The sequence below is a fragment of the Streptomyces sp. NPDC029152 genome, from assembly GCF_055564355.1.
This window is the reverse complement of sequence record NZ_JBVHWR010000001.1, coordinates 682,550-706,544: the sequence shown is the minus strand read 5'-3', so window position 1 is coordinate 706,544 and position 23,995 is coordinate 682,550. Positions and strand designations below refer to the sequence as shown.

Here is a 23,995-nt window from a genome sequence, read left to right as displayed (position 1 = left end):
CGGGTTCAGTCGGACAGGCCGGCGGCGAGGAGTTCCACGAAGCCGACGTCCTCGTTGGCCACGCCGAAGACCTCGGCGCGCAGCAGGGTCCGCTCCGCCCAGGCGCGGTGCGGCTTCACCTCGTTCATCTTGTTCGTGTACGCGGACCGCAGCACGCCCCCGCCGCCGCGCTCGGGGCTCAGGATGTCCTGGGCGTCGCTGAACTCCTCGTGGCTGACGACGGACAGGGCGTGCACCGGCAGCACGTGCGAGGGGTGGATGCAGGTCTTGCCGAGCAGGCCGTTGGCGTGGTCCAGCGCGATCTCCCGCAGCAGGCCGTCCATGGAGTGCTCGATCAGCTTCTGGCGCAGCTCCACGGCCTGCCCCTCCAGGAACGGGCTCTGCCGCAGTTGCGGTTTGAACATCCTTTCCTGGACCCGGAAGTACTCCCACACCGGCCCGGTCACGGTGAACCCGGTGCCGTCGGCCCGGCCGAGCATGTTCACCACGTCGGCGATCACGGAGGCGACCACCTGGACGTCGTAGGCCGTCATGTCGGGGGCCCGGCGCAGCCCGTAGGAGGAGCAGAAGTCGGTCACGCCCAGGCGCAGGGCGAGCACCCGGTCGCGGTACTTGTCGACCGCGCGGAAGATGCCCTCCAGCGTCTGCACGCGCGACTCGCGGTACAGCAGGTCCGGCGACTCCAGCACCGGCATGGCGAACAGGCGCCGGCCGCTCGCCGCCTCGGCCGCGGTGAGCGCCTCCAGGAAGGCCGTGCCGCGTTCCTCGGTGAACTTGGGCAGCACGAATCCGGACAGCAGCCGCACCGCCGGGCCGAAGCGCCGCACGAGGTCGGTCATCTGTCCGGGGGTGCGCACCCGGACGAACAGCAGCGGCACGTCCGCGCCGGGGCGGTTCGCCAGGTCCGTGAAGTGCCGTACGAGGTTCTCCTCGCCGGCCGCCACGTCGGCGTCGTCGATCGAGTCCTCCAGGCACAGCACCATCGACACCACCCCGCGCGCCCCCTGCTTGAGGACGTCGTCGGCGAGCTTCGGCCGGGTGGCGGGGCTGTAGAGCGTGGCTCCCAGGGCCGCGGACAGCAGCCTGGCCGGGGAGTCCGCGGTGAACGCGCAGGGCTCTCGGTGGAAGAGGCGCCCGCGCACCTCAGGGGCGATGTGCCCGAAATGACGCATGAATACTCCCCCGCGGTGTCTGGGCGATCGGTCGGCGGTCCAAGGTGGCCGGTAATAGTACGTACGTATTCATGTCGGTGGTTCCCACCGGGCATGAATTCCGGGTGACCCCGCCGGGTCGGCGGCGGGCGGCCGGGGCCGTGCGGGCACGGTCCGGACAGCCACCGGGTATCCCGCCCCCGCGTTGTCGTGAGCAGGACCGAGAGGGCAGGATGACGGCATGACGCACGCGATGCTGAAGGGGTCGAACATCCCGCTGCAAGCCACCACGGTACGCGCCGTGCTGCGCTGGTCACCCGGGCAGGGGGTCCCCGACGTCGATGCCTCCGCGTTGCTCCTGGGCCCCGAGGGGCGTGTGCGTTCCGACGAGGACTTCGTCTTCTACAACCAGCCCCGGCATCCGTCCGGGCAGGTCTGGCGGCTCGGCAAGAAGCGGGTCGCCGAAGGTCTGACCGACACGATCCAGACGGACCTCTCCGGCGTCGAGCCCTCGGTGGGCCGGGTCCTGCTGGTCGCCTCGGCGGACGGGGTGGCCTTCGACCGCGTACGGGACCTGCGCATCCTGCTGTACGACGCGGCGGACCCGGACGGGGATCCGCTGGCCTGCTTCGACGTGAAGCCGGAGACGGGCCAGGAGACCGCGCTGATCTGCGGCGAGCTGTACCGGCGCGGGGAGGGCTGGAAGTTCCGGGCACTCGGCGAGGGCTACTCGAACGGGCTGAAGGGCCTGGCGACCGACTTCGGCATCTCGGTGGACGAGTCCGAGGCGGCCGGGGAACCGGAGGCCGCGCCCGCGCCGGAGCCGGCCGCGCAGACGCCCGCCCGCCCCGTGGTCGACCCGGAACAGCCGACGACCGTGCAGCCGCTGCCCGTCCCGGCCGCGCCCGAGGTCTCGCACCCGCTGCCGCCGGAGCAGCCCCCGGGAGTGCCGGGCCGGCCCGGCTACGGCTACCCGCAGCAGCCCCCGGCCGCGCAGCCCGGCTACGGCTACCCGCAGCCGGCCGCCGCGACCTACGGCTACCCGCAGACGCCGCCCGCCACCTCCGGGGCCGCCGGCCGGCCCGGCTACGGCTATCCGCCGGCGGCCACCGCGGCGCCCGACCCGGACTTCCGGCTGCCGCCGCAGGGGCCGCAGTTCGTCGGCCGGTAGGGCGCGCGGGCCGCGGGAGCGCCGGGACCGGCCGGCGCGGGGCTCATCGCTCGACCTTGGTCTTGTAGCCCCGTCCCCACTGCAGCCCCCATCCGTAGAGCCGGTCCAGCTCTCCCTGGAAGCCGTAGACGAACTTCACCTCGCGGCGGACCAGGATCTCGCCCTTGACGTTCTCGATCATCACCACGGCGCACGAGCGGGCCTGCGGGTGCCGCTCGTCGAGGCCTATCTCGATGCGCGGCCCGTTGCTCGGGTACAGCGTGACGATGGCGTGCGTACGGTCGAAGGCCGGCGTCTGGTCGTAGATGTAGGCGAAGAGCAGCAGACGCTTGATGGCGTCCTTGTGGTCGAGGTTGACGTAGATCGTCTCACCGGAGGCCGAGCCGAACCGGTCGTCGCCGCTGAGCTTGACGTACGGCGGGGCGTTGACGTCGCCCAGGTAGCCGCCGAGCGGCTGGACGACGCCCCTGGTGCCGTCCTGGAGCTCGTAGAGGCAGCCGAGGTCGAGGTCGACGTTGACCATGCTCTGGCTGTGGCCGACGACCTCGGGGGGCTTGAGCGCCTTGAAGGGGTGGCGCAGCAGGCTCTCGCGCTGGTTGCCCATGATGTCCGAGGTGCGCATCCGCCAGGTGAGGTTGATGCGCAGGTGCCCGGTGGCCGCGCCCTGTTTCGTCAGGGAGACCTGGCCGTGCCGTTTGGTCAGCTCGATGGAGTTGGTGGCCGCGCTGCCCGAGTCGAACTCGCTCTCGCGGCCGCGCCACAGCCCGTCCAAGAAGCCCATTCCCGCCCCCACGTTCCCTTCACCGCCGACGGGGCGGCCCCGAGGAGTCGTCCTCGTCGGCCGCCCCGCACAGAGCGTTCCTCGTCCGGGCCGGGTTCACACCGGTGGCGTGGGCGCACCGGGGGCGCACCGGTCCGGGACCGTCAGGGTGTCACACCCCCGAGGAGACCTCCGTCTTGTCTCCCTCGCCCGATCCCCCGGCCGCCGCGAGCGCCCTGTTGCGGCGCACGGAGGAGAAGAAGGACCAGCCGATCAGGACCACGCCGATGAGGCCGGTGACGATCTCGCTGATCTCGTACTGGATGGTGACCAGCAGGATGACGGCGAGGGCGCCGATGGCGTAGTGGGCGCCGTGCTCCAGGTAGACGTAGTCGTCGAGGGTGCCCTCACGCACCAGGTAGACGGTCAGGGACCGCACGTACATGGCGCCGATGCCCAGGCCGAGGGCCATCAGGACGATGTCGTTGGTGATGGCGAAGGCGCCGATGACGCCGTCGAAGGAGAACGACGCGTCCAGCACCTCCAGGTAGAGGAACATGAAGAACGCGGCCTTGCCTGCCAGCGCGACGGCCGAGCGGGGCTTGCCGGTGCGCGCGGCCTCCTCCTCGGCCTCGTGCTCGCGTTCCTCCTCCTCCTCGAGCTTGTCCTCGAAGTAGCCGGAGAGACCGCCGACGATCAGGTAGGTGATCAGACCCGCGATGCCGGAGATGAGGACCGTCTCCGCCTTGTCGGCGTGGCCGGCGTGCAGGTGGGCCTGGGTGGCGAAGGTCATCGAGGTGACGAGCAGCACGATCAGGGCGATGCAGACCGACAGCATGTCGACCTTGCCGAGCTTGGCCAGCGGACGCTCCAGCCAGGCCAGCCACTTGATGTCCCGGTCCTCGAAGATGAAGTCGAGGAAGATCATCAGCAGGAACATGCCACCGAAGGCGGCGATCGACGGGTGGGCGTCGGTGACCAGCTCCTGGTAGCGGTCCTTGTCGGTGAGGGCGAGGTCGACGGCCTCGATCGGTCCGAGTTTGGCGCTGATGGCCACGATGACGACCGGGAAGACCAGGCGCATGCCGAAGACGGCGATCAGGACGCCGACGGTGAGAAAGATCTTCTGCCAGAAGGCGTTCATCTTCTTCAGGATCCCGGCGTTGACCACCGCGTTGTCGAACGACAGCGAGATCTCCATGATGGAGAGGATCGCCACGAGTCCGAAAGCGGTCCACCCCCCGTAGAAGACCGCCGCGACCAAGCCGAGCGCGGTGACCGCGAACGACCAGCCGAAGGTTTTCAGAAGCACTGGCTACCCAATCGTGTGTGTACGGGGCTCCCCCGCGCCGTACTCGGCTTTACGAAACGTTGACTCCGAAGTCTAGAGCGATGCCTCGGAGCCCCGACGCGTACCCCTGTCCCACCGCACGGAACTTCCACTCGCCCTGGTAGCGGTAGAGCTCGCCGAAGATCATCGCGGTCTCCGTGGAGGCGTCCTCGCTCAGGTCGTAGCGGGCGAGTTCCTGGCCGTCGGCCTGGTTGACCACCCGGATGAAGGCGTTGCTGACCTGACCGAAGGTCTGGCCGCGCTCGTCCGCCATGTGGATCGAGACCGGGAAGACGATCTTGTCGCAGTGGGCGGGCACCTTGGAGAGGTCGACGAGCAGCGACTCGTCGTCGCCCTCGCCCTCGCCGGTCAGATTGTCGCCGGTGTGCTCGATGGAGCCGTCCGGGCTCTTGAGCTGGTTGTAGAAGACGAACCACTCGTCCCCGAGCACCCGGCCCCCGCTGCACACCAGTGCGCTCGCGTCGAGGTCGAAGGGTGCTCCGGTGGTGGAACGCGCGTCCCAGCCGAGGCCGACCAGCACCTGCGTGAGGTTCGGTGCGGCCTTGGACAGGGAGACGTTGCCCCCCTTGGCAAGAGTGACGCCCATGTGATGGTCCCTCCCCGGGTGATGGTTCTTGGGTTTCCTGCGCGTCCGGCGCCGCACGTAAACCGTGCGGCGCCGGACGATCGAGGCCGTCGCCTCGGACGGAGCGGTGACTCAGACGTTCACGCCGAAGTCCTGGGCGATGCCGCGCAGGCCGGAGGCGTAGCCCTGGCCGATGGCCCGGAACTTCCACTCCGCTCCGTGCCGGTACAGCTCGCCGAAGACCATGGCGGTCTCCGTGGAGGCGTCCTCGCTCAGGTCGTACCGGGCGATCTCGGCGCCGCCGGCCTGGTTGACGACGCGGATGAAGGCGTTGCGGACCTGGCCGAAGGACTGCTGGCGGTTCTCGGCGTCGTAGATCGAGACCGGGAAGACGATCTTCTCGACGTCGGCGGGCACGCCGGCGAGGTCGATCTTGATCTGCTCGTCGTCCCCCTCGCCCTCACCGGTGAGGTTGTCGCCGGTGTGCTCGACGGAGCCGTCCGGGCTCTTGAGGTTGTTGAAGAACACGAAGTGCGCGTCACTGGCGACCTTGCCGGAGCTGTTGAGCAGCAGCGCGCTGGCGTCGAGGTCGAAGTCGGTGCCGGTCGTGGTGCGGACGTCCCAGCCCAGACCGACGATGACCGCGGTCAGTCCCGGGGCCTCCTTGGTCAGCGATACGTTGCCGCCCTTGCTGAGGCTGACTCCCACGAGTCCTCCCTTGGTGTCCAGGGGCCGGGAGGCCCCGTAGTGCGTTGGATGACGTGTTGTGGCTGTCGGATCAACGAATCGATCCTAGTGACGGGTTCCCGCCCGCCGCAGGCCGACGGAGCGCGCGGTGTCGGTCAGAGGGCGTCGAGCGCCTTCACGTACTCGCCCAGGTCGCGGGCGTCCGGCAGGCCGTTGACGACGGTCCAGCGGACGACGCCCTCCCGGTCGATGATGAAGGTGCCGCGGACGGCGCAGCCCTTGTCCTCGTCGAAGACGCCGTAGGCGCGCGAGACGTTGCCGTGCGGCCAGAAGTCGGACAGCAGCGGGTACTCCAGACCCTCCTGCTCGGCGAAGACGCGCAGCGTGTGGATGGAGTCGTTGGAGACGGCGAGCACCTGGGTGCCGCGGTCGGAGAACTGCGGCAGGTTGTCCCGCACCTCGCACAGCTCGCCCGTGCACACGCCGGTGAAGGCGAACGGGTAGAAGAGCAGCACGACGTTCTTCCGGCCGTGGAAATCGGACAGCTTCACGGTCGCGCCGTGGTTGTCCTTGAGTTCGAAGTCGGGGGCCTTGTCGCCGACCTGGATCGCCATGGTCCTGTTCGTCCCTTCGAGGGGTGGTTCTCGCTGGAAACCACCCTACGCAGGGGTCATCACGGACCCGCGGACGGGCCGACGGCGGTCGGCCCGTCCGCGGGTCGGGTGGTGCGGAGCCGGACCGGCTACCGCTTCGACTTGGCCGCCTTGGGGGTGGCCAGCCGGCTGCCGCTCCAGTCCTTGCCGACGCTGACGCTCTTGGACGCCGTCAGTCCGGCCGTCGTGGCGGCCTCCGAGATGTCGCTGGCCTCGACGTACCCGGCACGGCCGGTCTTCGGCGTGAGGAGCAGGATCGCCCCGCCCTCCTCGATGTACGTGGTGGCATCCACCAGCGCATCCGTCAGGTCGCCGTCGTCGTCACGGAACCACAGCACGACGGCGTCGGCCACGTCCTCGTAGTCCTCGTCCACCAGTTCGCCCTCGACGGCGCCCTCGATGGCCTCGCGGAGCTCCTGGTCGACGTCGTCGTCGTAGCCGATCTCCTGGACCACCTGCCCGGGCTGGAACCCCAGCCTGGCGGCAGGGTTCGTCCGCTCCTCCGCGTGGTCCGCGGTCGCGCTCACGGGTTGCCTCCTGATCATGTCTTGGGTGATGTCTTCAGCCACGCGCGTGCGCGAAGCTTGGCCGTAGTCCACACGGGCGGGACGGATCGCGCAAGTACCCGGCGACTGGGACCGCCGAAACGGTGACGATCCCGGCCGTGTCGCCGCAACTCCAGCCGTGCCGTCCGAGCCGAAGGTGACGTACACCACACCTTTGTGCCCCGTTTGCGTATTTGGGAACCATGTATGGGTACGAGACTCGAATGAACGTGCCGCCGGCTCTCACGGGAGAACCGGTTACCCCACGGTACAGATGACGTTCGCCCCCGCGAGGTACACGATGGGGGACCGGCGCAGACACCCCGGCAAAAGTGGCCCTCCGACAGCGAAGGAACAGCGTGGCTTCCGCATCCGATCGCAATCCGATCATCATTGGCGGCCTGCCGAGTCAGGTTCCTGACTTCGACCCCGAGGAAACCCAGGAGTGGCTCGACTCCCTGGACGCCGCCGTCGACGAGCGGGGCCGGGAGCGGGCCCGCTACCTGATGCTGCGGCTGATCGAGCGGGCCCGCGAGAAGCGCGTGGCCGTGCCCGAGATGCGCAGCACGGACTACGTCAACACCATCCCGACCAAGAGCGAGCCGTTCTTCCCCGGCAACGAGGAGATCGAGCGCAAGATCCTCAACGCCACCCGCTGGAACGCCGCCGTGATGGTCTCGCGCGCGCAGCGGCCCGGCATCGGCGTCGGCGGCCACATCGCCACCTTCGCCTCCTCCGCCTCGCTGTACGACGTGGGCTTCAACCACTTCTTCCGCGGCAAGGACGAGGGCGACGGCGGCGACCAGGTCTTCTTCCAGGGGCACGCCTCGCCGGGCATCTACGCCCGCGCGTACCTGCTGGACCGGCTGACCGAGCAGCACCTGGACGGCTTCCGCCAGGAGAAGTCCAAGGCGCCGTACATGCTGTCGTCGTACCCGCACCCGCGCTCGATGCCGGACTTCTGGGAGTTCCCGACCGTGTCGATGGGCCTCGGCCCGATCGGCGCCATCTACCAGGCGCGGATGAACCGCTACATGCACGCGCGCGGCATCGCCGACACCTCGAAGTCGCACGTGTGGGCGTTCCTCGGCGACGGCGAGATGGACGAGCCGGAGTCGCTGGGCCAGTTGTCCATCGCCGCCCGCGAGGGCCTGGACAACCTGACCTTCGTGGTCAACTGCAACCTGCAGCGCCTGGACGGCCCGGTGCGCGGCAACGGCAAGATCATCCAGGAGCTGGAGTCGATCTTCCGGGGCGCCGGCTGGAACGTGATCAAGCTGGTGTGGGACCGCACCTGGGACCCGCTGCTCGCCCAGGACCGCGACGGCGTGCTGGTCAACAAGATGAACACCACGCCGGACGGCCAGTTCCAGACCTACGCCACCGAGTCCGGCGCCTACATCCGCGAGCACTTCTTCGGCGACGACCACCGGCTGCGCGCGATGGTCGAGAACATGACCGACGACCAGATCCTGCACCTGGGCCGCGGCGGGCACGACCACAGGAAGATCTACGCGGCCTACAAGGCGGCCGTCGAGCACAAGGGCCAGCCGACGGTCATCCTGGCCAAGACGATCAAGGGCTGGACGCTGGGGCCGAACTTCGAGGGCCGCAACGCCACGCACCAGATGAAGAAGCTGACGGTCGACGACCTCAAGCGCTTCCGCGACCGGCTGCACCTGCCGATCTCCGACAAGGAGCTGGAGTCCGGCCCGCCGCCGTACTACCACCCGGGCCGGGACACGGAGGAGATCCAGTACATGCACGACCGCCGCAAGGGCTGCGGCGGCTACGTGCCGACCCGTGTGGTGCGTTCCAAGCCCCTGCCGATGCCGCCCGAGCAGGTGTACGCGACCGTGAAGAAGGGGTCGGGCCAGCAGTCCATCGCGACGACGATGGCCTTCGTGCGGCTGCTCAAGGACCTCATGCGGGACAAGGAACTCGGCAAGCGGTTCGTGCTGATCGCGCCGGACGAGTACCGCACGTTCGGCATGGACTCCTTCTTCCCGAGCGCGAAGATCTACAACCCGCTCGGCCAGCAGTACGAGTCCGTGGACCGGGATCTGCTGCTCGCCTACAAGGAGGCGCCGAACGGCCAGATGCTGCACGACGGCATCTCGGAGGCCGGCTGCACGGCCTCGCTGATCGCGGCGGGCTCGGCGTACGCCACGCACGGCGAGCCGCTCATCCCGGTCTACGTCTTCTACTCGATGTTCGGTTTCCAGCGCACCGGCGACCAGTTCTGGCAGATGGGCGACCAGCTGGCGCGCGGTTTCGTGCTGGGCGCCACCGCGGGCCGCACGACGCTGACCGGTGAGGGCCTCCAGCACGCGGACGGCCACTCGCAGCTGCTGGCCTCCACGAACCCGGCGTGCGTGGCGTACGACCCGGCCTTCGGCTTCGAGATCGCGCACATCGTCGAGGACGGCCTGCGCCGGATGTACGGCGCGGACGAGCAGCACCCGCACGGGGAGGACGTCTTCTACTACCTCACCGTCTACAACGAGCCGATCCGGCACCCGGCCGAGCCCGAGAACGTGGACGTCGAGGGCATCCTCAAGGGCATCCACCGCTTCAGCGAGGGCACGGGCGGCGCGATCCCGGCGCAGATCATGGCGTCCGGTGTCGCGGTGCCGTGGGCCCTTCAGGCGCAGCGGATCCTCGCCGACGAGTGGAACGTACGGGCCGACGTGTGGTCGGCGACCTCCTGGAACGAGCTGCGTCGCGAGGCGGTGGCGTGCGAGGAGCACAACCTGCTCCACCCCGAGGAGGAGCAGCGGGTGCCGTACGTGACGCGGAAGCTGGCCGGCGCCGAGGGGCCGTTCGTGGCGGTGTCCGACTGGATGCGGTCGGTGCCGGACCAGATCGCGCGGTGGGTGCCGGGGCCGTACCAGTCGCTGGGCGCCGACGGCTGGGGCTTCGCGGACACGCGCGGTGCGGCCCGGCGCTTCTTCCACATCGACGCCGAGTCGATCGTGGTGGGCGTGCTGACCGAGCTGGCCCGGGAGGGCAGGATCGACCGGTCGGCACTGAAGCAGGCGGTCGACCGGTACCGGCTGCTGGACGTGACGGCGGCCGACCCCGGGGTCGCGGGCGGTGACGCGTAGCGGCGGGCGAGCCGGCCGACACGGAACGAGGAGGGCCCCCGGCGGTGCCGGGGGCCCTCCTCGTTCGCGCTCGGGTCCGGGCCCGCCGGCCGGTCAGAGCATGCCGTTGCCCATGCCGGCCGATCCGGCGAGCCAGATGATCGCCAGGAGCGTGTCGATGGCGCCCAGGGCGAGGGCGACCACCGCCGGCACCGGGCGGGACCCCGCCCGGCCGCGCCCCATGGCGAGCCATCCGCAGACCATCGCGGCGGGGCCGAGGACGATCCCCAGCGTGAAGAATCCCGCGACGGCGCAGACGACTCCGATGATGCCGAGCGTCGCGCGGTCCGGCCCGGTCCCTGACCACGTCCGGCCGGGCGACCGGGGGTTCCTGCGTGTTCCGTGTCCGAAGCTCGCCATCGTCAACTCCCTGAACCACTCGTCGAGTTCGGGTTCATCTCGGGTTGATGTGCGAGTACCCGCGGCCGGGTGGACCATCCCTTTGCGGCGTGCTGCCTGCGCGCTGCCCCCCTCCAGCAGCGCGCCGCAGCCTCTCGTCCCCATGCCCTGCGGAGGACTTGACCCACTGTGACCTGCGAGGCCCTCCGGAGGGGAGGGTTCGCCGGTCCTGTCACCCTGATGGACGAACCGGGCGACGGGACCGGACCCTCCGTCAGATGTGGCCCACGCCCGCGCCGGCCTCGGCGTTGTCACCGCGCTTGGTGAGGAACGCGACCAGCACCGCCACGGCGGCGACGCCCGCGGCGACGAGCGACGCCAGGCTCATGCCGGAGATGAAGGTGTCGTGCGCGACGTCCGCGATCTTCGCGGCGATCGGGGCGGGGGTGCCCTCGGTCACCGGGGCCACGCCGACCTGGACCGCCTCGGATGCCCGGCCGAGCTGTTCCGGCGTCAGCTCGGGGAGCCCGGCGTCCACCCAGTTGCCCGCCAGGTCGTTGTCGACCTTGGAGGCCATGACGGCGCCCAGCACCGCCGTACCGAGGCTGCCGCCGATCTGCATCGCCGCCTGCTGGAGGCCGCCGGCCACGCCGGACAGCTCCATCGGCGCGTTGCCGACGATGACCTCGGTCGCACCGACCATGACGGGCGCGAGACCGAGGCCGAGCAGGGCGAACCAGATCGACATCGTCAGGCTGCCGGTGTCCGTCTCCAGCGTGGACATGCCGTACATGGCGGCCGCGGTGAACGCCATGCCGCCCGCGAGCGGGATGCGCGGGCCGACCTTGGTGATCATCGCCCCGGCCAGCGGCGAGCCGACGATCATCATGCCGGTGAGCGGCAGCAGGTGCAGGCCGGCGTCGATCGGGCTCATGCCGTGCACGTTCTGGAGGTAGAAGGTGACGAAGAAGAGGCCGCCCATGAAGGCGATGGCCATCAGCACCATCAGGACGACACCCGCCGACAGCGGTACCGAACGGAACATCGCCAGCGGGATCAGCGGCTCCCTCACCTTCGTCTCCCAGAAGGCGAAGGCGGCGAAGGCCACGACGGAGACGGCGATGAACAACCAGGTCCTGCCGCCGCCCCAGCCCCAGACCGGCGCCTTGATGAGGGCCCACACCAGGCAGAACATCGCGCCGGAGAGCAACGCGATGCCGAGGATGTCGAAGGAGCGCGGCGCGTTCTCCACCCGGTGGTCGCGCAGGATCAGCAGACCGAGGACCAGCGCGAGGGCGCCGACCGGCACGTTGATGAAGAAGACCGACTGCCAGTTGACGTGCTCGACCAGGACACCGCCGAGGATCGGACCACCCGCCGTCGAGGCACCGATGACCATGCCCCAGATGCCGATGGCCATGTTGAGCTTCTCGGCCGGGAAGGTGGCCCGCAGCAGGCCGAGCGCGGCGGGCATCAGCAGCGCCCCGAACAGGCCCTGCAGGACGCGGAACGCCACCACCATCGCGATGCTGTCCGACAGGCCGATCGCCCCGGAGGCGGCGGCGAAGCCGGTCACGCCGATGAGGAAGGTCTGCCGGTGCCCGAAGCGGTCGCCGAGCTTGCCCGCGGTGATCAGGGACACCGCGAGGGCGAGGAAGTAGGCGTTGGTGATCCACTGCACGTCGGCGAGGGTCGCGTGCAGGTCGTCCTTGATGGCCGGGTTGGCGATGGCCACGATGGTGCCGTCCAGGGCCACCATCATGACGCCTACCGCGACGGTGACGAGGGTGACCCACGGGTGGCCGCGCAGCCCCGAGGCGGGCGTCGCGTCCGACGGCGTGGGCGGTCCGCCCTCCGGCCCGGTCTTGTCGATGGTGGTCTGACTAGTCATACCGTCGAGGCTAGTGACAGCCACTGACAGTTGACAAACCAATTCATCAGTCAGTAACTGACACGACATCCCCGTATAGCCTGAACGTAGCCTGATCTGCGGAAACGGGGACGCGCGGGAGACGAGGAGACACCTTTTGGAGACGGCGGACACGCCGGTGGCGGCGGAAGACGCCCGGGCGGCTCCCCGACCGGGCCTGCGCGAACGCAAGAAGCGGCGCACCCGGGACACGCTGCTGCGTTCCGCCCTGGAGCTGTTCACCGAGCGCGGCTACGAGGAGACGACCGTCGACGACATCGCCGAGGCCGCCGACGTCTCGCAGCGCACCTTCTTCCGCTACTTCGCGAGCAAGGAGGAGGCGGCGTTCTTCGTGTCGCGGCTCGCCGAGGCGCACTTCGTCGACGCCGTGCGCCGCCGCCCGCCCGGCGAGGCGCCGCTGGACGCGCTGCGCGGCGCCCTGGTGGAGAGCTGGGACACCATCGGCGTCGCCGTCGAGCAGCTGGTGCCCCTCGACCTGCACATGCGCTTCTACCGGGTGATCGAGTCGACGCCCGCCCTGCTCGCCGCCCATCTGCGGCGCGCGAACGAGCTGGAGGAGGAGGTCGCCCGCATCGTCGCCGCCCGCGAGGACCTCGACCCGGACGCGGACCCGCGGCCGCGCGTGGTCGTGGCCGTCTTCGGCGCGGTGATGCGGGTGACCGAGCGGATCTGGTCGGAGCGGGACGACGCGGGCCTGGCGGCGCTGCGCGATCTGACGGCCTCGTACCTCGACCAGGTGGAGCCGGCGATCGCCGGGAGCTGGCGGACAACCCCGTAACACGCGGGCGAAACGTGATCCGTGTCACTTGGTTCACGCGAGACCCCACCGTTCTCCTAGTGTGTCCTCCCAGTGACTTCCTTCGACACCTCCCCGCAATCGAATGTCTGGCGCGCCCTGCTCGCCCTGGCCGTGGTGTTCGTGATGCTGGCGACCACCGGCTGGACCGCCCTGCGCAACCAGCGGGGCCCCACGGCGCTCGAAGCATCGGTCACGGCCTGGGAACACGGCCGGATGGACGGACGCCGGCTGCCCGACGCACAGGCGGATCCCGCCCGGCTGTCCCGCTTCTTCGCCTCGCTCACCGCCGCTCAGCGCGCCGGCCTGGCCCGCCGCTACCCCCTGGCCGTCGGCAACATGAACGGCGCGCCCGTCGAGCTGCGCTACCGGGCCAACCGCGCGGCGCTCCGCGAGGCGCGCGCGGTCGAGCGGCAGCGCATGCACGACAAGCGCCTCTCCCCCTCCGGGCAGCGGGAGGCGGGCCGGCGCGCGCAGCGCTACGAGTCGCTGCTCGGCCCCGGCCGCCACGTCCTCGCCTTCGACCCGGCGGGCTCGGGCCGGATCGCCGAGGTGTTCGGGGACCTGGACCGCGCCGACCGCGTGTCCGTCGTCGTCCCCGGCGTGGACACCGAACTGCTCACCTTCCAGCGCACCGGCCGCAAGTACGCGGCGCCCGCCGGCATGGCCGAGTCGCTGTACGCGGCCGAACGCGCGGCGAGCCCCACCACGCGCACGGCGGTGATCGCCTGGGCCGACTACACCTCCCCCAGCGGCCTCGGCATGGAGGCGGCCACGGCGTCGCGCGCCGAGCAGGGCGCCGTCCGGCTGAACGCCCTGCTGCGGGCGCTGCCCGGCCGCGCGCCCGTCGCGCTGTTCTGCCACAGCTACGGCTCGGTCGTGTGCGGCGTCGCCGCCGACGCGCTGCCCGGCCGGGTCAGCGACATCGCCGTGGCCGGCAGCCCCGGCATGCGGGTCGAGAAGGCCTCCCAGCTGCGCACCTCCGCCCACGTGTGGTCGATGCGGGACGCCGACGACTGGATCCAGGACGTGCCGAACCTGGAGTTCGGCGGACTGGGCCACGGCGCCGACCCGGTGTCCGCGGCGTTCGGGGCGCGGGTGCTGTCGGCGCGGGGCGCCCAGGGGCACGCCGGGTACTTCGTGCCGGGCACGGAGAGCCTCGAGAACTTCGCCGAGATCGGCGTCGGCGCGTACCGCGCGCTCGCCTGCGCCCACGAGGACGACACATGCCGGGCGGATTTGTCCGCAGCAGTGGCGGCCGGACGCGCGTAGAAGAGCAGAAACTCCGGTTTGCACAGGGAGGGGACGAAGAAGCTCGTGCCGCATACGATGAGCCGCATGGGTGACGTACTGGCCGGATTTCATGCCGCCTGGGAGTTCGAGTCCGACTCCGTGCTCATCCGCTACGAACGGGGGATACGAACGCCCAAGCTGTTCCAGGCTCTGGGGAGACGCCGCGTCCCGCTGGAGGCGCTCGCCGGAGTGACGCTGACGCCCGGGAGACGCGGCACCGTCGTGCTGCGCGCCGAGCCGCGCCCCGGTGCCGATCCGCTGATGGAGGCGGCGGCCGGTCAGCTCAAGGAGGGCTGCGACCCGTACCGGCTGGTGCTGCCCGCCGAGCGGGAGACCCTCGCGGAGTACTACGCCGACGAACTGCGCGGGCTGCTGGGCGAGTCCGGCAGGACCGAGCGGTTCCTGGTGGCGGCGCCCGAGGCACCGCTGCAGTTCAAGGCGTACGACGGGAAGGCGTCCTTCGACGGCACGACGGTGACGTTCCGCTGGTCCTGGACGGGCGCGTCGTCGGCGAAGTGGAAGGCCGGCGACCAGAGCTTCCCGGTCGCCGGACTGGGCGGGGTGGAGTGGCGGTCCCCCGAGGCGCTCGAGGGGTACCTGCGGCTGCTGCCGCGGGACGCCGCGGCACTCGCTCCGCAGGTCGACCAGGACCCCGCGTCGGTCGTGTTCGGGCTCGGGTACGGGCCGGTGCACGAGTCGCTGCCGTTCGCCGCGGCGGTGCTGGCGGCGGTGCGGGAGCAGGGTGGTGGGGCACCGGTGCCGGTACCGGCGCCCCGGCGGGACCCCGCGGACATCGCCGAGCGGATCCGGCACCTCGGGGAGCTGCACCGGCAGGGGCTGGTGACGGACGAGGAGTTCTCCTCGAAGAAGGCCGAGCTGCTGGCGCAGCTCTAGCGGCTGCCGGGCGGGGGCGCGTTCGCGGACGCGGCCGTCCGTGGCCGGTCGCGCCCACGCGGCGGAGCCGCATGTCGACACAGCCCCGCGCCCCTGGGGGACGCTGCTGTACCCGGCGTCCGGCCGTGGTCGCCCCTACTCCCGGCCCGCCGACGTGAACGTCATGTCCGCGTAGCGGTCTCCTGCGACTTTGGACGCGATCGGTTCCAGGAGGGAGAGTTCCTCGTCCGTCAGGGTCATCCCCGTCGCCGCCGTGTTCTCCTCCACCCGGGCCGGCTCGCGGGTGCCCGGGATCGGGACCACCGGCAGGCCGTGCACCTGCGCCCGCTGCTGGGCCCAGGCCAGGGCGATCTGGCCGAGGGTGGCGCCGTGCGCGTCGGCGACCGTGCGGACCGGGTCGAGCAGGACCGCGTTGGCCGCCGCGTTGTCGCCGGTGAAGCGGGGCTGCTGGCGGCGGAAGTCGTCGTCGGCCAGGCCGTCGGTGCCGGTGACGGCGCCGGTGAGGAAGCCCCGGCCCAGCGGTGAGTACGGCACCAGGGCGACGCCCAGCTCGGCGGCGGCCGGCACCACGCCCGCCTCGATGTCCCGGCTGAACAGCGACCACTCCGACTGGACGGCGGCGATCGGGTGCACGGCGTGCGCGGCCCGCAGCTCCGCGGCGGTGACCTCGCTCAGGCCCAGGTGCTTGACCTTGCCCTCGCGGACCAGCTCGGCCATGGCGCCGACGGTCTCCTCGATCGGCACGTTCACGTCGCGCCGGTGCATGTAGTAGAGGTCGATCACGTCGGTGCCGAGGCGTTCGAGACTCGCCTCGGCGCACTGGCGGACGTACGGCGGGTCGCCCCGGATCGTCCGCCTCGTCGGGTCGACGTGGTCCAGGGAGAGGGCGAACTTGGTCGCGAGGACGACCTCGTCGCGGTGCGCCCGGAGGAACGGCGCCAGGAACTTCTCGTTCTCGCCGAGCCCGTAGACGTCCGCCGTGTCGTAGAGGGTGACGCCCAGCTCGAGCGCCCGCTCCAGGGTCGCCCGGGACCGGTCCGCGTCCGAGGGGCCGTAGGCGAAGCTCATGCCCATGCAGCCCAGGCCCTGGACGCCCACCTCCGGGCCGCCGTCGCCGAGCCGTGCCGTCGGGATCCTGCTGTCGGTCATCGGGCCCTCTCCCCCTCCCGGACGCGTCCCGCGTCCCCGTAGAAGCTGATCTTGCGGTCGAGCACGGCGAGGGTGTCCTGGAGCTCCGCGATCCGCGCCAGGACGTCGCGGCGGGTCGACTCCAGGAGTTCGCGCCGGTCGAGGTACGTGCTCTCGCCCTCGCGCACCAGCTCCGCGTACCGGACCATGTCGGCCACCGGCATGCCGGTCATGCGCAGCTTGCCCACGAAGTCGAGCCAGTCGAGGTCGCGGTTGCTGTAGCGGCGCTGCCCGGTGTGCGAGCGGTCGATGGTGGACATCAGGCCGATCCGCTCGTACCAGCGCAGGGTGTGGGCCGTGAGGCCGGTGAAGGCGACGACCTCGCTGATGGTGTAGCGGTCCTGCCCGTCGGGGCGCGGATGGCGCCGGGGCGGGGCGGAGCAGATGTCCGTTCTGGTGGCGTCCGGCTGGACGGGCCCGGCCGTGGTCTGCATCACCGTCATGGCCCCCACGCTATGACCTTGGAGTGCACTCCAGGCAAGCACGGCGGGCGGGAAATGGGCGGGACAGCCGACGGGCCCGGTCACTAGCGTGCACGGCATGAGTCTCGTACGCCGTGCCGTGGTTGAGGACGCGCGGGAAGTGCTGCGCCTGCGCCAGGTGATGATCGACGCGATGTCCCCCGCCTCACCCACCGACTGGCAGGACGCCGCCCTGCCCACGCTGCGGAAGCGGCTGGCCGACCCGGACGGGGACTTCGCGGCGTTCGTCGTCGACCATCCGGACCGGCCGGGAGCGCTGGCGGCGCTGGTGGTGGGAACCCTGGAGTACCGGATCGGCGGGCCGGGCCGGTCCCCGAACGGGCTGATCGGTTACGTCTTCAGCGTCGCGACCGCCCCGGACGCCCGGCGCCGCGGGTACGCGCGCCGGTGCATGGACGCGCTGCTGGCGTGGTTCCGCGAACGGGGCGCCGGGCACGTCATGCTGACCGCGTCCCCCGACGCGGAGCCGCTGTACGCGGCCATGGGCTTCACCCGGGACACGACCCCCTCGATGCGGCTGCACCTGTGAGCCGCTTAGGCTCGGTGGCATGTCCTTGAAGAGCCTCGCGTCGATCGAGAACTGGCCCGTCCCCACCGCGGCGGCGGGTGTCGTGCGCGCCGACGGCACGGTCCTGGGGTCCCACGGGCCCGTCTCGCGGCGCTTCCCCCTCGCCTCGGTCACCAAGCCGCTCGCGGCGTACGCGGCGCTCGTCGCGTACGAGGAGGGCGCGATCGAGCTGGAGGAGCCCGCCGGTCCGGCCGGTTCGACGGTCCGTCACCTCCTCGCGCACACCTCGGGTCTGGCCTTCGACGAGCACCGGACGACCGCCCCGCCCGGGGAACGCCGGCTGTACTCCAACGCCGGTTTCGAACAGCTCGGCGACCACATCGCGAAGGCGACGGACATCCCGTTCCCCGAGTACGCCCGGCAGGCGGTGCTGGAGCCGCTGGGCATGACGGGCACCACCCTGGAGGGATCCCCGGCGAAGGACGGCGTCTCCACGGTCGAGGACCTGCTGCGGTTCGCCGCCGAGGTGCAGGCGCCGCGGCTGCTCGACCCGCGCACGGTCGCCGAGGCGATGACGGTCCAGTACCCGGGCACCAAGGGCGTCCTGCCGGGCTACGGCCACCAGAACCCCAACGACTGGGGCCTCGGCTTCGAGATCCGCGGCTCCAAGTCCCCGCACTGGACGGGCGCCTCGTCCTCGCCGCGCACCTTCGGGCACTTCGGCCAGTCGGGCACGTTCCTGTGGATCGACCCCGACGCGGGGCTCGCCTGCGTGGCGCTGACCGACCGCGCCTTCGGACCGTGGGCGGTCGAGGCGTGGCCGCCGTTCACGGACGCGGTGCTGGCGGAGGTCTAGGACATCTCCCACACCAGGAGCTCGGCCGCGGTCACCGCCACCGCGGCCCTCCCCTCGGCGTCCGTGATCCGCGCCGCGTCGCCCGCCCCCAGTTCCTCGCCGTCCAGGCGCACGGTGCCGCGCACGACGTGGACGTAGACGTGCGCCGCGTCCGGCAACGCCGTCCGGCCGCCGGCCGCCGGGCGCCGCACGTGGAGCACCGCGCCCGCCTCCGGGACGGCGTACGGGGTGGAGTCGGCGATGCCGCGGACGACCTCGTAGGACGGCTCGCCGCCGGGCTCGCGCGGGGCCAGCCACATCTGGACGAAGGTCAGGGGGGCGGAGCCGTCGTTGCGCTCGACGTGGCGGACGCCGCTCGCCGAGCCGAGGCGCTGCACGTCCCCGGCGCGCACCAGCGTCTCGTGGCCCGCGGTGTCCCGGTGGGTCAGCTCGCCCTCCACCACCCACGTGACGATCTCGGTGTGGCTGTGCGGGTGCTCGTCGAAGCCCGCGCCGGGGGCGAGGCGCTCCTCGTTGCAGGCGATCAGCGCGCCGAAGCGGAGGTTGTCGGGGTCGTAGTGGGGGCCGAAGGAGAAGGCGTGCCGCGACTCGATGCCGGCCGACCGGTCGCCTCCCGGGTAGCGCTCGTCGGCGCGCCGTACGTCCATCACGCCGTCCACCGTAGCCCCGGCCGCACGCCCACCCGTCCGGATAAGGCAGTCTTGTCCCCGTGCCCGAACCCGAAACCAGCAAGCCCGAGCCCACGGCGCGCGTCGTCCATCCGCATTCCGCGACCCTGAAGCGGCTGGAGCGGTCCTCCGGATCGCTCGCCGCGCAGGCGATCGCGCGGATGGACGAGACGCTGCCGTGGTACCGGGCGATGCCGCCGGAGAACCGTTCCTGGATCGGGCTCGTCGCCCAGGCCGGTATCGCCGCCTTCACCGAGTGGTTCCGGCGCCCGGACGCCCCGCAGGCCATCTCCACCGACGTGTTCGGCACCGCCCCGCGCGAGCTGACCCGGGCGATCACGCTGCGGCAGACCGTCGAGATGGTGCGGACCACGATCGAGGTCATGGAGTCCGCGATCGACGAGGTCGCCGCCCCCGGCGACGAGTCCGTGCTGCGCGAGGCGCTGCTGGTGTACGCCCGGGAGATCGCCTTCGCGACCGCCCAGGTGTACGCGCAGGCCGCCGAGGCACGCGGTGCCTGGGACGCGCGGCTGGAGTCGCTCGTGGTGAACGCCGTGCTCAGCGGCGAGGCCGACGAGGGGGCCGTGTCCCGGGCGGCGGCGCTGGGCTGGAACTCGCCCGAGCACGTGTGCGTGGTGCTGGGCACCGCCCCCGACGGGGACTCCGAGCTGACCGTGGAGGCCATCCGGCGTGCGGCCCGGCACGCCAAGCTCCAGGTGCTGACCGGGGTGCTCGGCGACCGGCTGGTGGTGATCGCGGGCGGCAGCGACAACCCGCTGGCCGTGGCCAGGTCGCTGATCGGGCCGTTCGCGCAGGGGCCGGTGGTGGCCGGGCCGGTGGTGCCGGACCTGCTGGCCGCGACCCGGTCCGCGCAGGCCGCCGCGGCCGGGCTGAAGGCCTGCACCGCCTGGCAGGACGCTCCGCGCCCGGTGCTGGCGGACGATCTGCTGCCGGAGCGGGCGATCGCCTCCGACCCTTCGGCCCGCGAGCAGCTGGTGGAGGAGATCTACAGACCGCTGGAGGACGCCGGCGCCGCGCTCCTGGAGACGCTCAGTGTCTACCTGGAGCAGGCGAGCAGCCTCGAAGGCGCCGCGCGGATGCTCTTCGTTCACCCGAACACCGTGCGCTACCGGCTCCGACGTGTGACTGACGTCACCGGGTGGTCGCCCTCTGATGTACGGTCTGCGTTCACACTGCGGATCGCGCTCATCCTGGGGCGTCTGGCCGACGGAGATCCGCAACTCTAGTCTTTTGTCGGGGCCCCACAAAACCCCTCCGTGTTCTTCGTCCCTGTCCCCACGGGCGGTCGTGCCCGTCCTCAAGAGAGAGTGTGAGAGTGCTCGTACTCGTCGCTCCCGGCCAGGGTGCCCAGACGCCCGGCTTCCTGACTGAATGGCTCGAACTCCCCGGCGCCGCCGACCGCGTCGCCGCGTGGTCCGACGCCATCGGACTCGACCTCGCCCACTACGGCACGAAGGCCGACGCGGACGAGATCCGCGACACCTCCGTGGCGCAGCCGCTGCTGGTCGCCGCCGGACTCCTCTCAGCCTCGGCACTCGGTGCCGTCACGCCGGGCGCGGTCGCGGGCCACAGCGTCGGCGAGATCACCGCCGCCGCCTTCGCGGGCGTCCTCGACGACACCGCCGCGCTGACCCTCGTGCGCCGTCGGGGCCTGGCCATGGCCGAGGCCGCCGCGGTCACCGAGACCGGCATGTCGGCGCTGCTCGGCGGCGACCCCGAGGTGAGCGTGGCGCACCTGGAGAAGCTCGGCCTGACCCCGGCGAACATGAACGGCGCGGGCCAGATCGTGGCGGCCGGCACCCTGGAGCAGCTGGCCGCGCTGAACGAGGACAAGCCCGAGGGCGTCCGCAAGGTCGTGCCCCTGAAGGTCGCCGGTGCGTTCCACACGCACCACATGGCGCCCGCGGTGGACAAGCTGGCCGAGGCCGCCGCGGAGATCGCGCCGGCCGACCCGAAGGTGACGTACGTCTCCAACAAGGACGGACGGGCCGTCACCGCCGGCACCGAGGTGCTGGAGCGTCTGGTCGGCCAGGTCGCCAACCCGGTCCGCTGGGACCTGTGCATGGAGACCTTCAAGGAGCTCGGCGTCACCGCGCTGATCGAGGTCTGCCCCGGCGGCACGCTGACCGGCCTGGCCAAGCGCGCGCTGCCCGGCGTGAGGACGCTGGCGCTGAAGACCCCCGCCGACCTCGACGCGGCCCGCGCGCTCGTCGCCGAGCAGGCCTGACAAGGAGCCCGAGAGCATGCCGAAGATCAAGCCCAGCAAGGGCGCCCCGTACGCGCGCATCCTCGGCGTGGGCGGCTACCGCCCGACGCGGGTCGTGCCCAACGAGGTGATCCTCGAGAAGATCGACTCGTCCGACGAGTGGATCCGCTCGCGCTCCGGCATCGAGACGCGGCACTGGGCGTCGCCCGAGGAGACCGTCGCGGCGATGTCGATCGAGGCGTCCGGCAAGGCCATCGCGGACGCCGGGATCGACGCCTCGCAGATCGGCGCGGTGGTCGTCTCGACCGTGTCGCACTTCAGCCAGACCCCGGCCATCGCCACCCTGATCGCCGACCAGCTGGGCACGGACAAGGCCGCGGCGTTCGACATCTCCGCGGGCTGCGCGGGCTTCGGCTACGGCCTGACCCTGGCCAAGGGCATGGTGGTGGAAGGTTCCGCCGAGTACGTCCTCGTCATCGGCGTGGAGCGGCTGTCGGACCTGACCGACCTGACGGACCGGGCCACGGCCTTCCTGTTCGGCGACGGCGCCGGCGCGGTCGTGGTCGGCCCGTCCCAGGAGCCGGCGATCGGCCCGACCGTCTGGGGCTCGGAGGGCGACAAGTCCGAGACGATCAAGCAGACGGTCACCTGGGACCGGTTCCGGATCGGCGACGTCTCCGAGCTGCCGGTCGACGACGAGGGCAACGTCAAGTTTCCTGCGATCACGCAGGAGGGCCAGGCGGTGTTCCGCTGGGCCGTGTTCGAGATGGCGAAGGTCGCCCAGCAGGCGCTGGACGCGGCCGGGATCAGTTCGGACGACCTGGACGTCTTCATCCCGCACCAGGCCAACGTGCGGATCATCGACTCGATGGTGAAGACGCTGAAGCTGCCGGAGCACGTCACGGTCGCCCGTGACATCCGCACCACCGGCAACACCTCGGCCGCCTCGATCCCGCTCGCCATGGAGCGGCTCCTGGCGACCGGTGAGGCGAAGAGCGGCGACACCGCGCTCGTCATCGGCTTCGGGGCGGGTCTCGTCTACGCCGCGACGGTCGTTACTCTCCCCTAGGCACTCCGTGCCGGATCATGCGGTCCGGGGCGGAGCACAAGAGCCACACCCTCTGGAACATCTACGAAGGAGCGCCGCCATGGCCGCCACTCAGAAGGAGATCGTCGACGGTCTCGCCGAGATCGTGAACGAGATCGCCGGTATCCCGGTTGAGGACGTCCAGCTGGACAAGTCCTTCACCGACGACCTGGACGTCGACTCGCTGTCCATGGTCGAGGTCGTCGTCGCCGCCGAAGAGCGTTTCGACGTCAAGATCCCGGACGACGACGTCAAGAACCTCAAGACCGTCGGCGACGCGACCGACTACATCCTCAAGCACCAGAGCTGATCGACCGATCACAGCCTCTGGGCTGACTGCCCCGCCACCCGGCGGTGGCGCCGTACGAATCCGTATCCCGTTGGAGAAAGAATTCCCGTGAGCTCGACCAATCGCACCGTGGTCGTCACCGGTATCGGCGCAACCACACCGCTGGGTGGCGACGCAGCCTCTACCTGGGAGGGTCTGGTGGCCGGCAGGTCCGGCGTCAAGCCCCTGGAGCAGGAGTGGGCCGCCGACCAGGCGGTCCGCATCGCCGCCCCGGTGGCCGTGGACCCCTCCGAGGTCATCCCGCGCCCCCAGGCCCGCCGGCTGGACCGTTCGGCGCAGTTCGCGCTGATCGCGGCCCAGGAGGCGTGGAAGGACGCCGGCTTCACCGGCAGGGCCGGTGAGGACGGTTCCATCGACCCCGACCGGCTCGGCGCGGTCATCGCCTCCGGCATCGGCGGCGTGACGACCCTGCTGGACCAGTACGACGTGCTCAAGGAGAAGGGCGTCCGCCGCGTCTCCCCGCACACCGTGCCGATGCTGATGCCGAACGGCCCCTCCGCCAACGTGGGCCTGGCCGTGGGCGCCCGGGCGGGCGTGCACACGCCGGTCTCCGCCTGCGCGTCGGGCGCCGAGGCCATCGGCTACGCCATCGAGATGATCCGTACCGGCCGTGCCGACGTCGTCGTCGCGGGTGGCACGGAGGCGGCGATCCACCCGCTGCCCATCGCCGCGTTCGGCAACATGATGGCGATGTCCAAGAACAACGACGACCCGCAGGGCGCCTCGCGTCCCTGGGACACCGCCCGGGACGGCTTCGTCCTCGGCGAGGGCGCCGGCGTCCTCGTGCTGGAGTCGGCCGAGCACGCCGCCGAGCGCGGTGCCCGCGTCTACGCGGAGGCGGTCGGCCAGGGCATCTCCGCCGACGGCCACGACATCGTGCAGCCGGAGCCCGAGGGCCGCGGCATCTCCGCCGCCCTGCAGCACCTGCTGGACGGCACCGACCTGGACCCGGCGGAGATCGTGCACGTCAACGCGCACGCCACCTCGACGCCGGCCGGGGACATCGCCGAGCTGAAGGCGCTGCGCAAGGTCCTCGGCGACGACGTGGACCACATCGCGGTCTCCGGCACCAAGTCGATGACCGGTCACCTCCTCGGCGGCGCGGGCGGCGTGGAGTCCGTCGCCACCGTGCTCGCCCTGCACCACCGGGTGGCGCCGCCGACCATCAACGTCGAGGACCTCGACCCCGAGGCCGAGGCCAACGCGGACATCGTGCGCGACGAGGCCCGCAAGCTGCCCGCCGAGGGCCGCATCGCCGCGCTGAACGACTCGTTCGGCTTCGGCGGGCACAACGTCGTGCTGGCGTTCCGGACGGTCTGAGCGGCGTCCTCACGCGCCTGAAAGGGCCC

General features: G+C 71.2%; 24 protein-coding genes. 12 read left to right on the top strand and 12 right to left on the bottom strand.

Annotated elements, in window-relative coordinates; all coding sequences use genetic code 11:
- Positions 1-5: 5 nt before the first annotated feature.
- Entirely contained in the window at positions 6-1,172 is a 1,167-nt protein-coding gene (locus tag ACZ4V6_RS03045) for an HpcH/HpaI aldolase/citrate lyase family protein (RefSeq protein WP_467821991.1), read from the bottom strand.
- Between the two features lie 220 nt (positions 1,173-1,392).
- On the opposite strand from ACZ4V6_RS03045, the gene ACZ4V6_RS03040 reads away from it, so the two are divergent.
- Positions 1,393-2,322, top strand: a complete 930-nt coding sequence (locus ACZ4V6_RS03040) for a TerD family protein (protein ID WP_467821990.1) — start codon at positions 1,393-1,395, stop codon at positions 2,320-2,322.
- A 43-nt stretch (positions 2,323-2,365) separates the two neighbouring features.
- Here ACZ4V6_RS03040 and ACZ4V6_RS03035 read toward each other — a convergent pair whose 3' ends face one another.
- The 6 genes from ACZ4V6_RS03035 to ACZ4V6_RS03010 form a co-directional block, all read right to left on the bottom strand.
- Positions 2,366-3,103 carry a TerD family protein gene (locus tag ACZ4V6_RS03035; protein ID WP_467821989.1) on the bottom strand — a complete coding sequence of 246 codons (738 nt, stop codon included), beginning with the start codon at positions 3,101-3,103 and terminating at the stop codon, positions 2,366-2,368.
- 151 nt (positions 3,104-3,254) lie between these two features.
- The gene (locus ACZ4V6_RS03030) at positions 3,255-4,394 is read right to left on the bottom strand and encodes a DUF475 domain-containing protein (protein ID WP_467821988.1); all 1,140 of its coding nucleotides are present in this window, start codon (positions 4,392-4,394) and stop codon (positions 3,255-3,257) included.
- 49 nt (positions 4,395-4,443) lie between these two features.
- The gene (locus tag ACZ4V6_RS03025) at positions 4,444-5,019 is read right to left on the bottom strand and encodes a TerD family protein (protein ID WP_077795968.1); all 576 of its coding nucleotides are present in this window, start codon (positions 5,017-5,019) and stop codon (positions 4,444-4,446) included.
- Positions 5,020-5,130: 111 nt separating this feature from the next.
- Complete coding sequence (locus ACZ4V6_RS03020; protein ID WP_467821987.1) at positions 5,131-5,706, bottom strand: calcium homeostasis/redox stress adaptation protein; 576 nt, start codon at positions 5,704-5,706, stop codon at positions 5,131-5,133.
- A gap of 134 nt (positions 5,707-5,840) precedes the next feature.
- A complete protein-coding gene (locus ACZ4V6_RS03015; RefSeq protein ID WP_467821986.1) occupies positions 5,841-6,299 on the bottom strand; it encodes a peroxiredoxin in 459 nt (152 codons plus the stop codon).
- 128 nt (positions 6,300-6,427) lie between these two features.
- Entirely contained in the window at positions 6,428-6,865 is a 438-nt protein-coding gene (locus tag ACZ4V6_RS03010) for a DUF3052 domain-containing protein (RefSeq protein WP_171990677.1), read from the bottom strand.
- A gap of 377 nt (positions 6,866-7,242) precedes the next feature.
- Here ACZ4V6_RS03010 and aceE point away from each other — a divergent pair, with 377 nt between their 5' ends.
- Entirely contained in the window at positions 7,243-9,990 is a 2,748-nt protein-coding gene (gene aceE / locus ACZ4V6_RS03005) for a pyruvate dehydrogenase (acetyl-transferring), homodimeric type (RefSeq protein ID WP_467821985.1), read from the top strand.
- 93 nt (positions 9,991-10,083) lie between these two features.
- Here aceE and ACZ4V6_RS03000 read toward each other — a convergent pair whose 3' ends face one another.
- Positions 10,084-10,389, bottom strand: coding sequence for a small hydrophobic protein (locus ACZ4V6_RS03000; protein ID WP_467821984.1), 306 nt, complete (start codon positions 10,387-10,389; stop codon positions 10,084-10,086).
- A 253-nt stretch (positions 10,390-10,642) separates the two neighbouring features.
- Entirely contained in the window at positions 10,643-12,259 is a 1,617-nt protein-coding gene (locus ACZ4V6_RS02995; protein ID WP_467821983.1) for an MFS transporter, read from the bottom strand.
- 136 nt (positions 12,260-12,395) lie between these two features.
- Here ACZ4V6_RS02995 and ACZ4V6_RS02990 point away from each other — a divergent pair, with 136 nt between their 5' ends.
- From ACZ4V6_RS02990 to ACZ4V6_RS02980, 3 genes are all read left to right on the top strand, one after another.
- Positions 12,396-13,076 (top strand): TetR family transcriptional regulator, encoded by a 681-nt coding sequence (locus tag ACZ4V6_RS02990; protein ID WP_467821982.1) that lies wholly within the window; start codon positions 12,396-12,398, stop codon positions 13,074-13,076.
- Between the two features lie 72 nt (positions 13,077-13,148).
- Positions 13,149-14,366: an alpha/beta hydrolase gene (locus ACZ4V6_RS02985; RefSeq protein WP_467821981.1), complete on the top strand. Its 1,218-nt coding sequence runs from the start codon at positions 13,149-13,151 to the stop codon at positions 14,364-14,366.
- 66 nt (positions 14,367-14,432) lie between these two features.
- Complete coding sequence (locus ACZ4V6_RS02980) at positions 14,433-15,281, top strand: DUF4429 domain-containing protein (RefSeq protein ID WP_467821980.1); 849 nt, start codon at positions 14,433-14,435, stop codon at positions 15,279-15,281.
- A 135-nt stretch (positions 15,282-15,416) separates the two neighbouring features.
- Here the strand turns inward: ACZ4V6_RS02980 and ACZ4V6_RS02975 are convergent, their stop codons facing one another.
- A complete protein-coding gene (locus ACZ4V6_RS02975) occupies positions 15,417-16,430 on the bottom strand; it encodes an aldo/keto reductase (protein ID WP_467821979.1) in 1,014 nt (337 codons plus the stop codon).
- Positions 16,427-16,912 (bottom strand): MerR family transcriptional regulator, encoded by a 486-nt coding sequence (locus ACZ4V6_RS02970; RefSeq protein ID WP_467821978.1) that lies wholly within the window; start codon positions 16,910-16,912, stop codon positions 16,427-16,429. Before ACZ4V6_RS02970 ends, ACZ4V6_RS02975 begins: the two co-directional genes overlap by 4 nt.
- A gap of 97 nt (positions 16,913-17,009) precedes the next feature.
- Here ACZ4V6_RS02970 and ACZ4V6_RS02965 point away from each other — a divergent pair, with 97 nt between their 5' ends.
- Positions 17,010-17,480 (top strand): GNAT family N-acetyltransferase, encoded by a 471-nt coding sequence (locus ACZ4V6_RS02965; protein WP_467821977.1) that lies wholly within the window; start codon positions 17,010-17,012, stop codon positions 17,478-17,480.
- A 19-nt stretch (positions 17,481-17,499) separates the two neighbouring features.
- Entirely contained in the window at positions 17,500-18,315 is an 816-nt protein-coding gene (locus tag ACZ4V6_RS02960) for a serine hydrolase domain-containing protein (protein ID WP_467821976.1), read from the top strand.
- Here the strand turns inward: ACZ4V6_RS02960 and ACZ4V6_RS02955 are convergent.
- Positions 18,312-18,962 (bottom strand): pirin family protein, encoded by a 651-nt coding sequence (locus ACZ4V6_RS02955; protein WP_467822229.1) that lies wholly within the window; start codon positions 18,960-18,962, stop codon positions 18,312-18,314. The two genes, ACZ4V6_RS02960 and ACZ4V6_RS02955, sit on opposite strands and share 4 nt — an antisense overlap.
- Before the next feature lie 62 nt (positions 18,963-19,024).
- Here ACZ4V6_RS02955 and fasR point away from each other — a divergent pair, with 62 nt between their 5' ends.
- The 5 genes from fasR (at position 19,025) to ACZ4V6_RS02930 (ending at position 23,966) form a co-directional block, all read left to right on the top strand.
- Entirely contained in the window at positions 19,025-20,230 is a 1,206-nt protein-coding gene (gene fasR / locus ACZ4V6_RS02950) for a fatty acid biosynthesis transcriptional regulator FasR (protein WP_467821975.1), read from the top strand.
- An 89-nt stretch (positions 20,231-20,319) separates the two neighbouring features.
- Entirely contained in the window at positions 20,320-21,231 is a 912-nt protein-coding gene (locus ACZ4V6_RS02945; RefSeq protein WP_467821974.1) for an ACP S-malonyltransferase, read from the top strand.
- Positions 21,232-21,247: 16 nt separating this feature from the next.
- On the top strand, positions 21,248-22,279 hold the full coding sequence (locus tag ACZ4V6_RS02940; RefSeq protein ID WP_467821973.1) for a beta-ketoacyl-ACP synthase 3: 1,032 nt from the start codon (positions 21,248-21,250) through the stop codon (positions 22,277-22,279).
- Positions 22,280-22,358: 79 nt separating this feature from the next.
- On the top strand, positions 22,359-22,607 hold the full coding sequence (locus ACZ4V6_RS02935; RefSeq protein ID WP_077795951.1) for an acyl carrier protein: 249 nt from the start codon (positions 22,359-22,361) through the stop codon (positions 22,605-22,607).
- Positions 22,608-22,694: 87 nt separating this feature from the next.
- Entirely contained in the window at positions 22,695-23,966 is a 1,272-nt protein-coding gene (locus tag ACZ4V6_RS02930) for a beta-ketoacyl-[acyl-carrier-protein] synthase family protein (protein ID WP_467821972.1), read from the top strand.
- Positions 23,967-23,995: the final 29 nt, after the last annotated feature.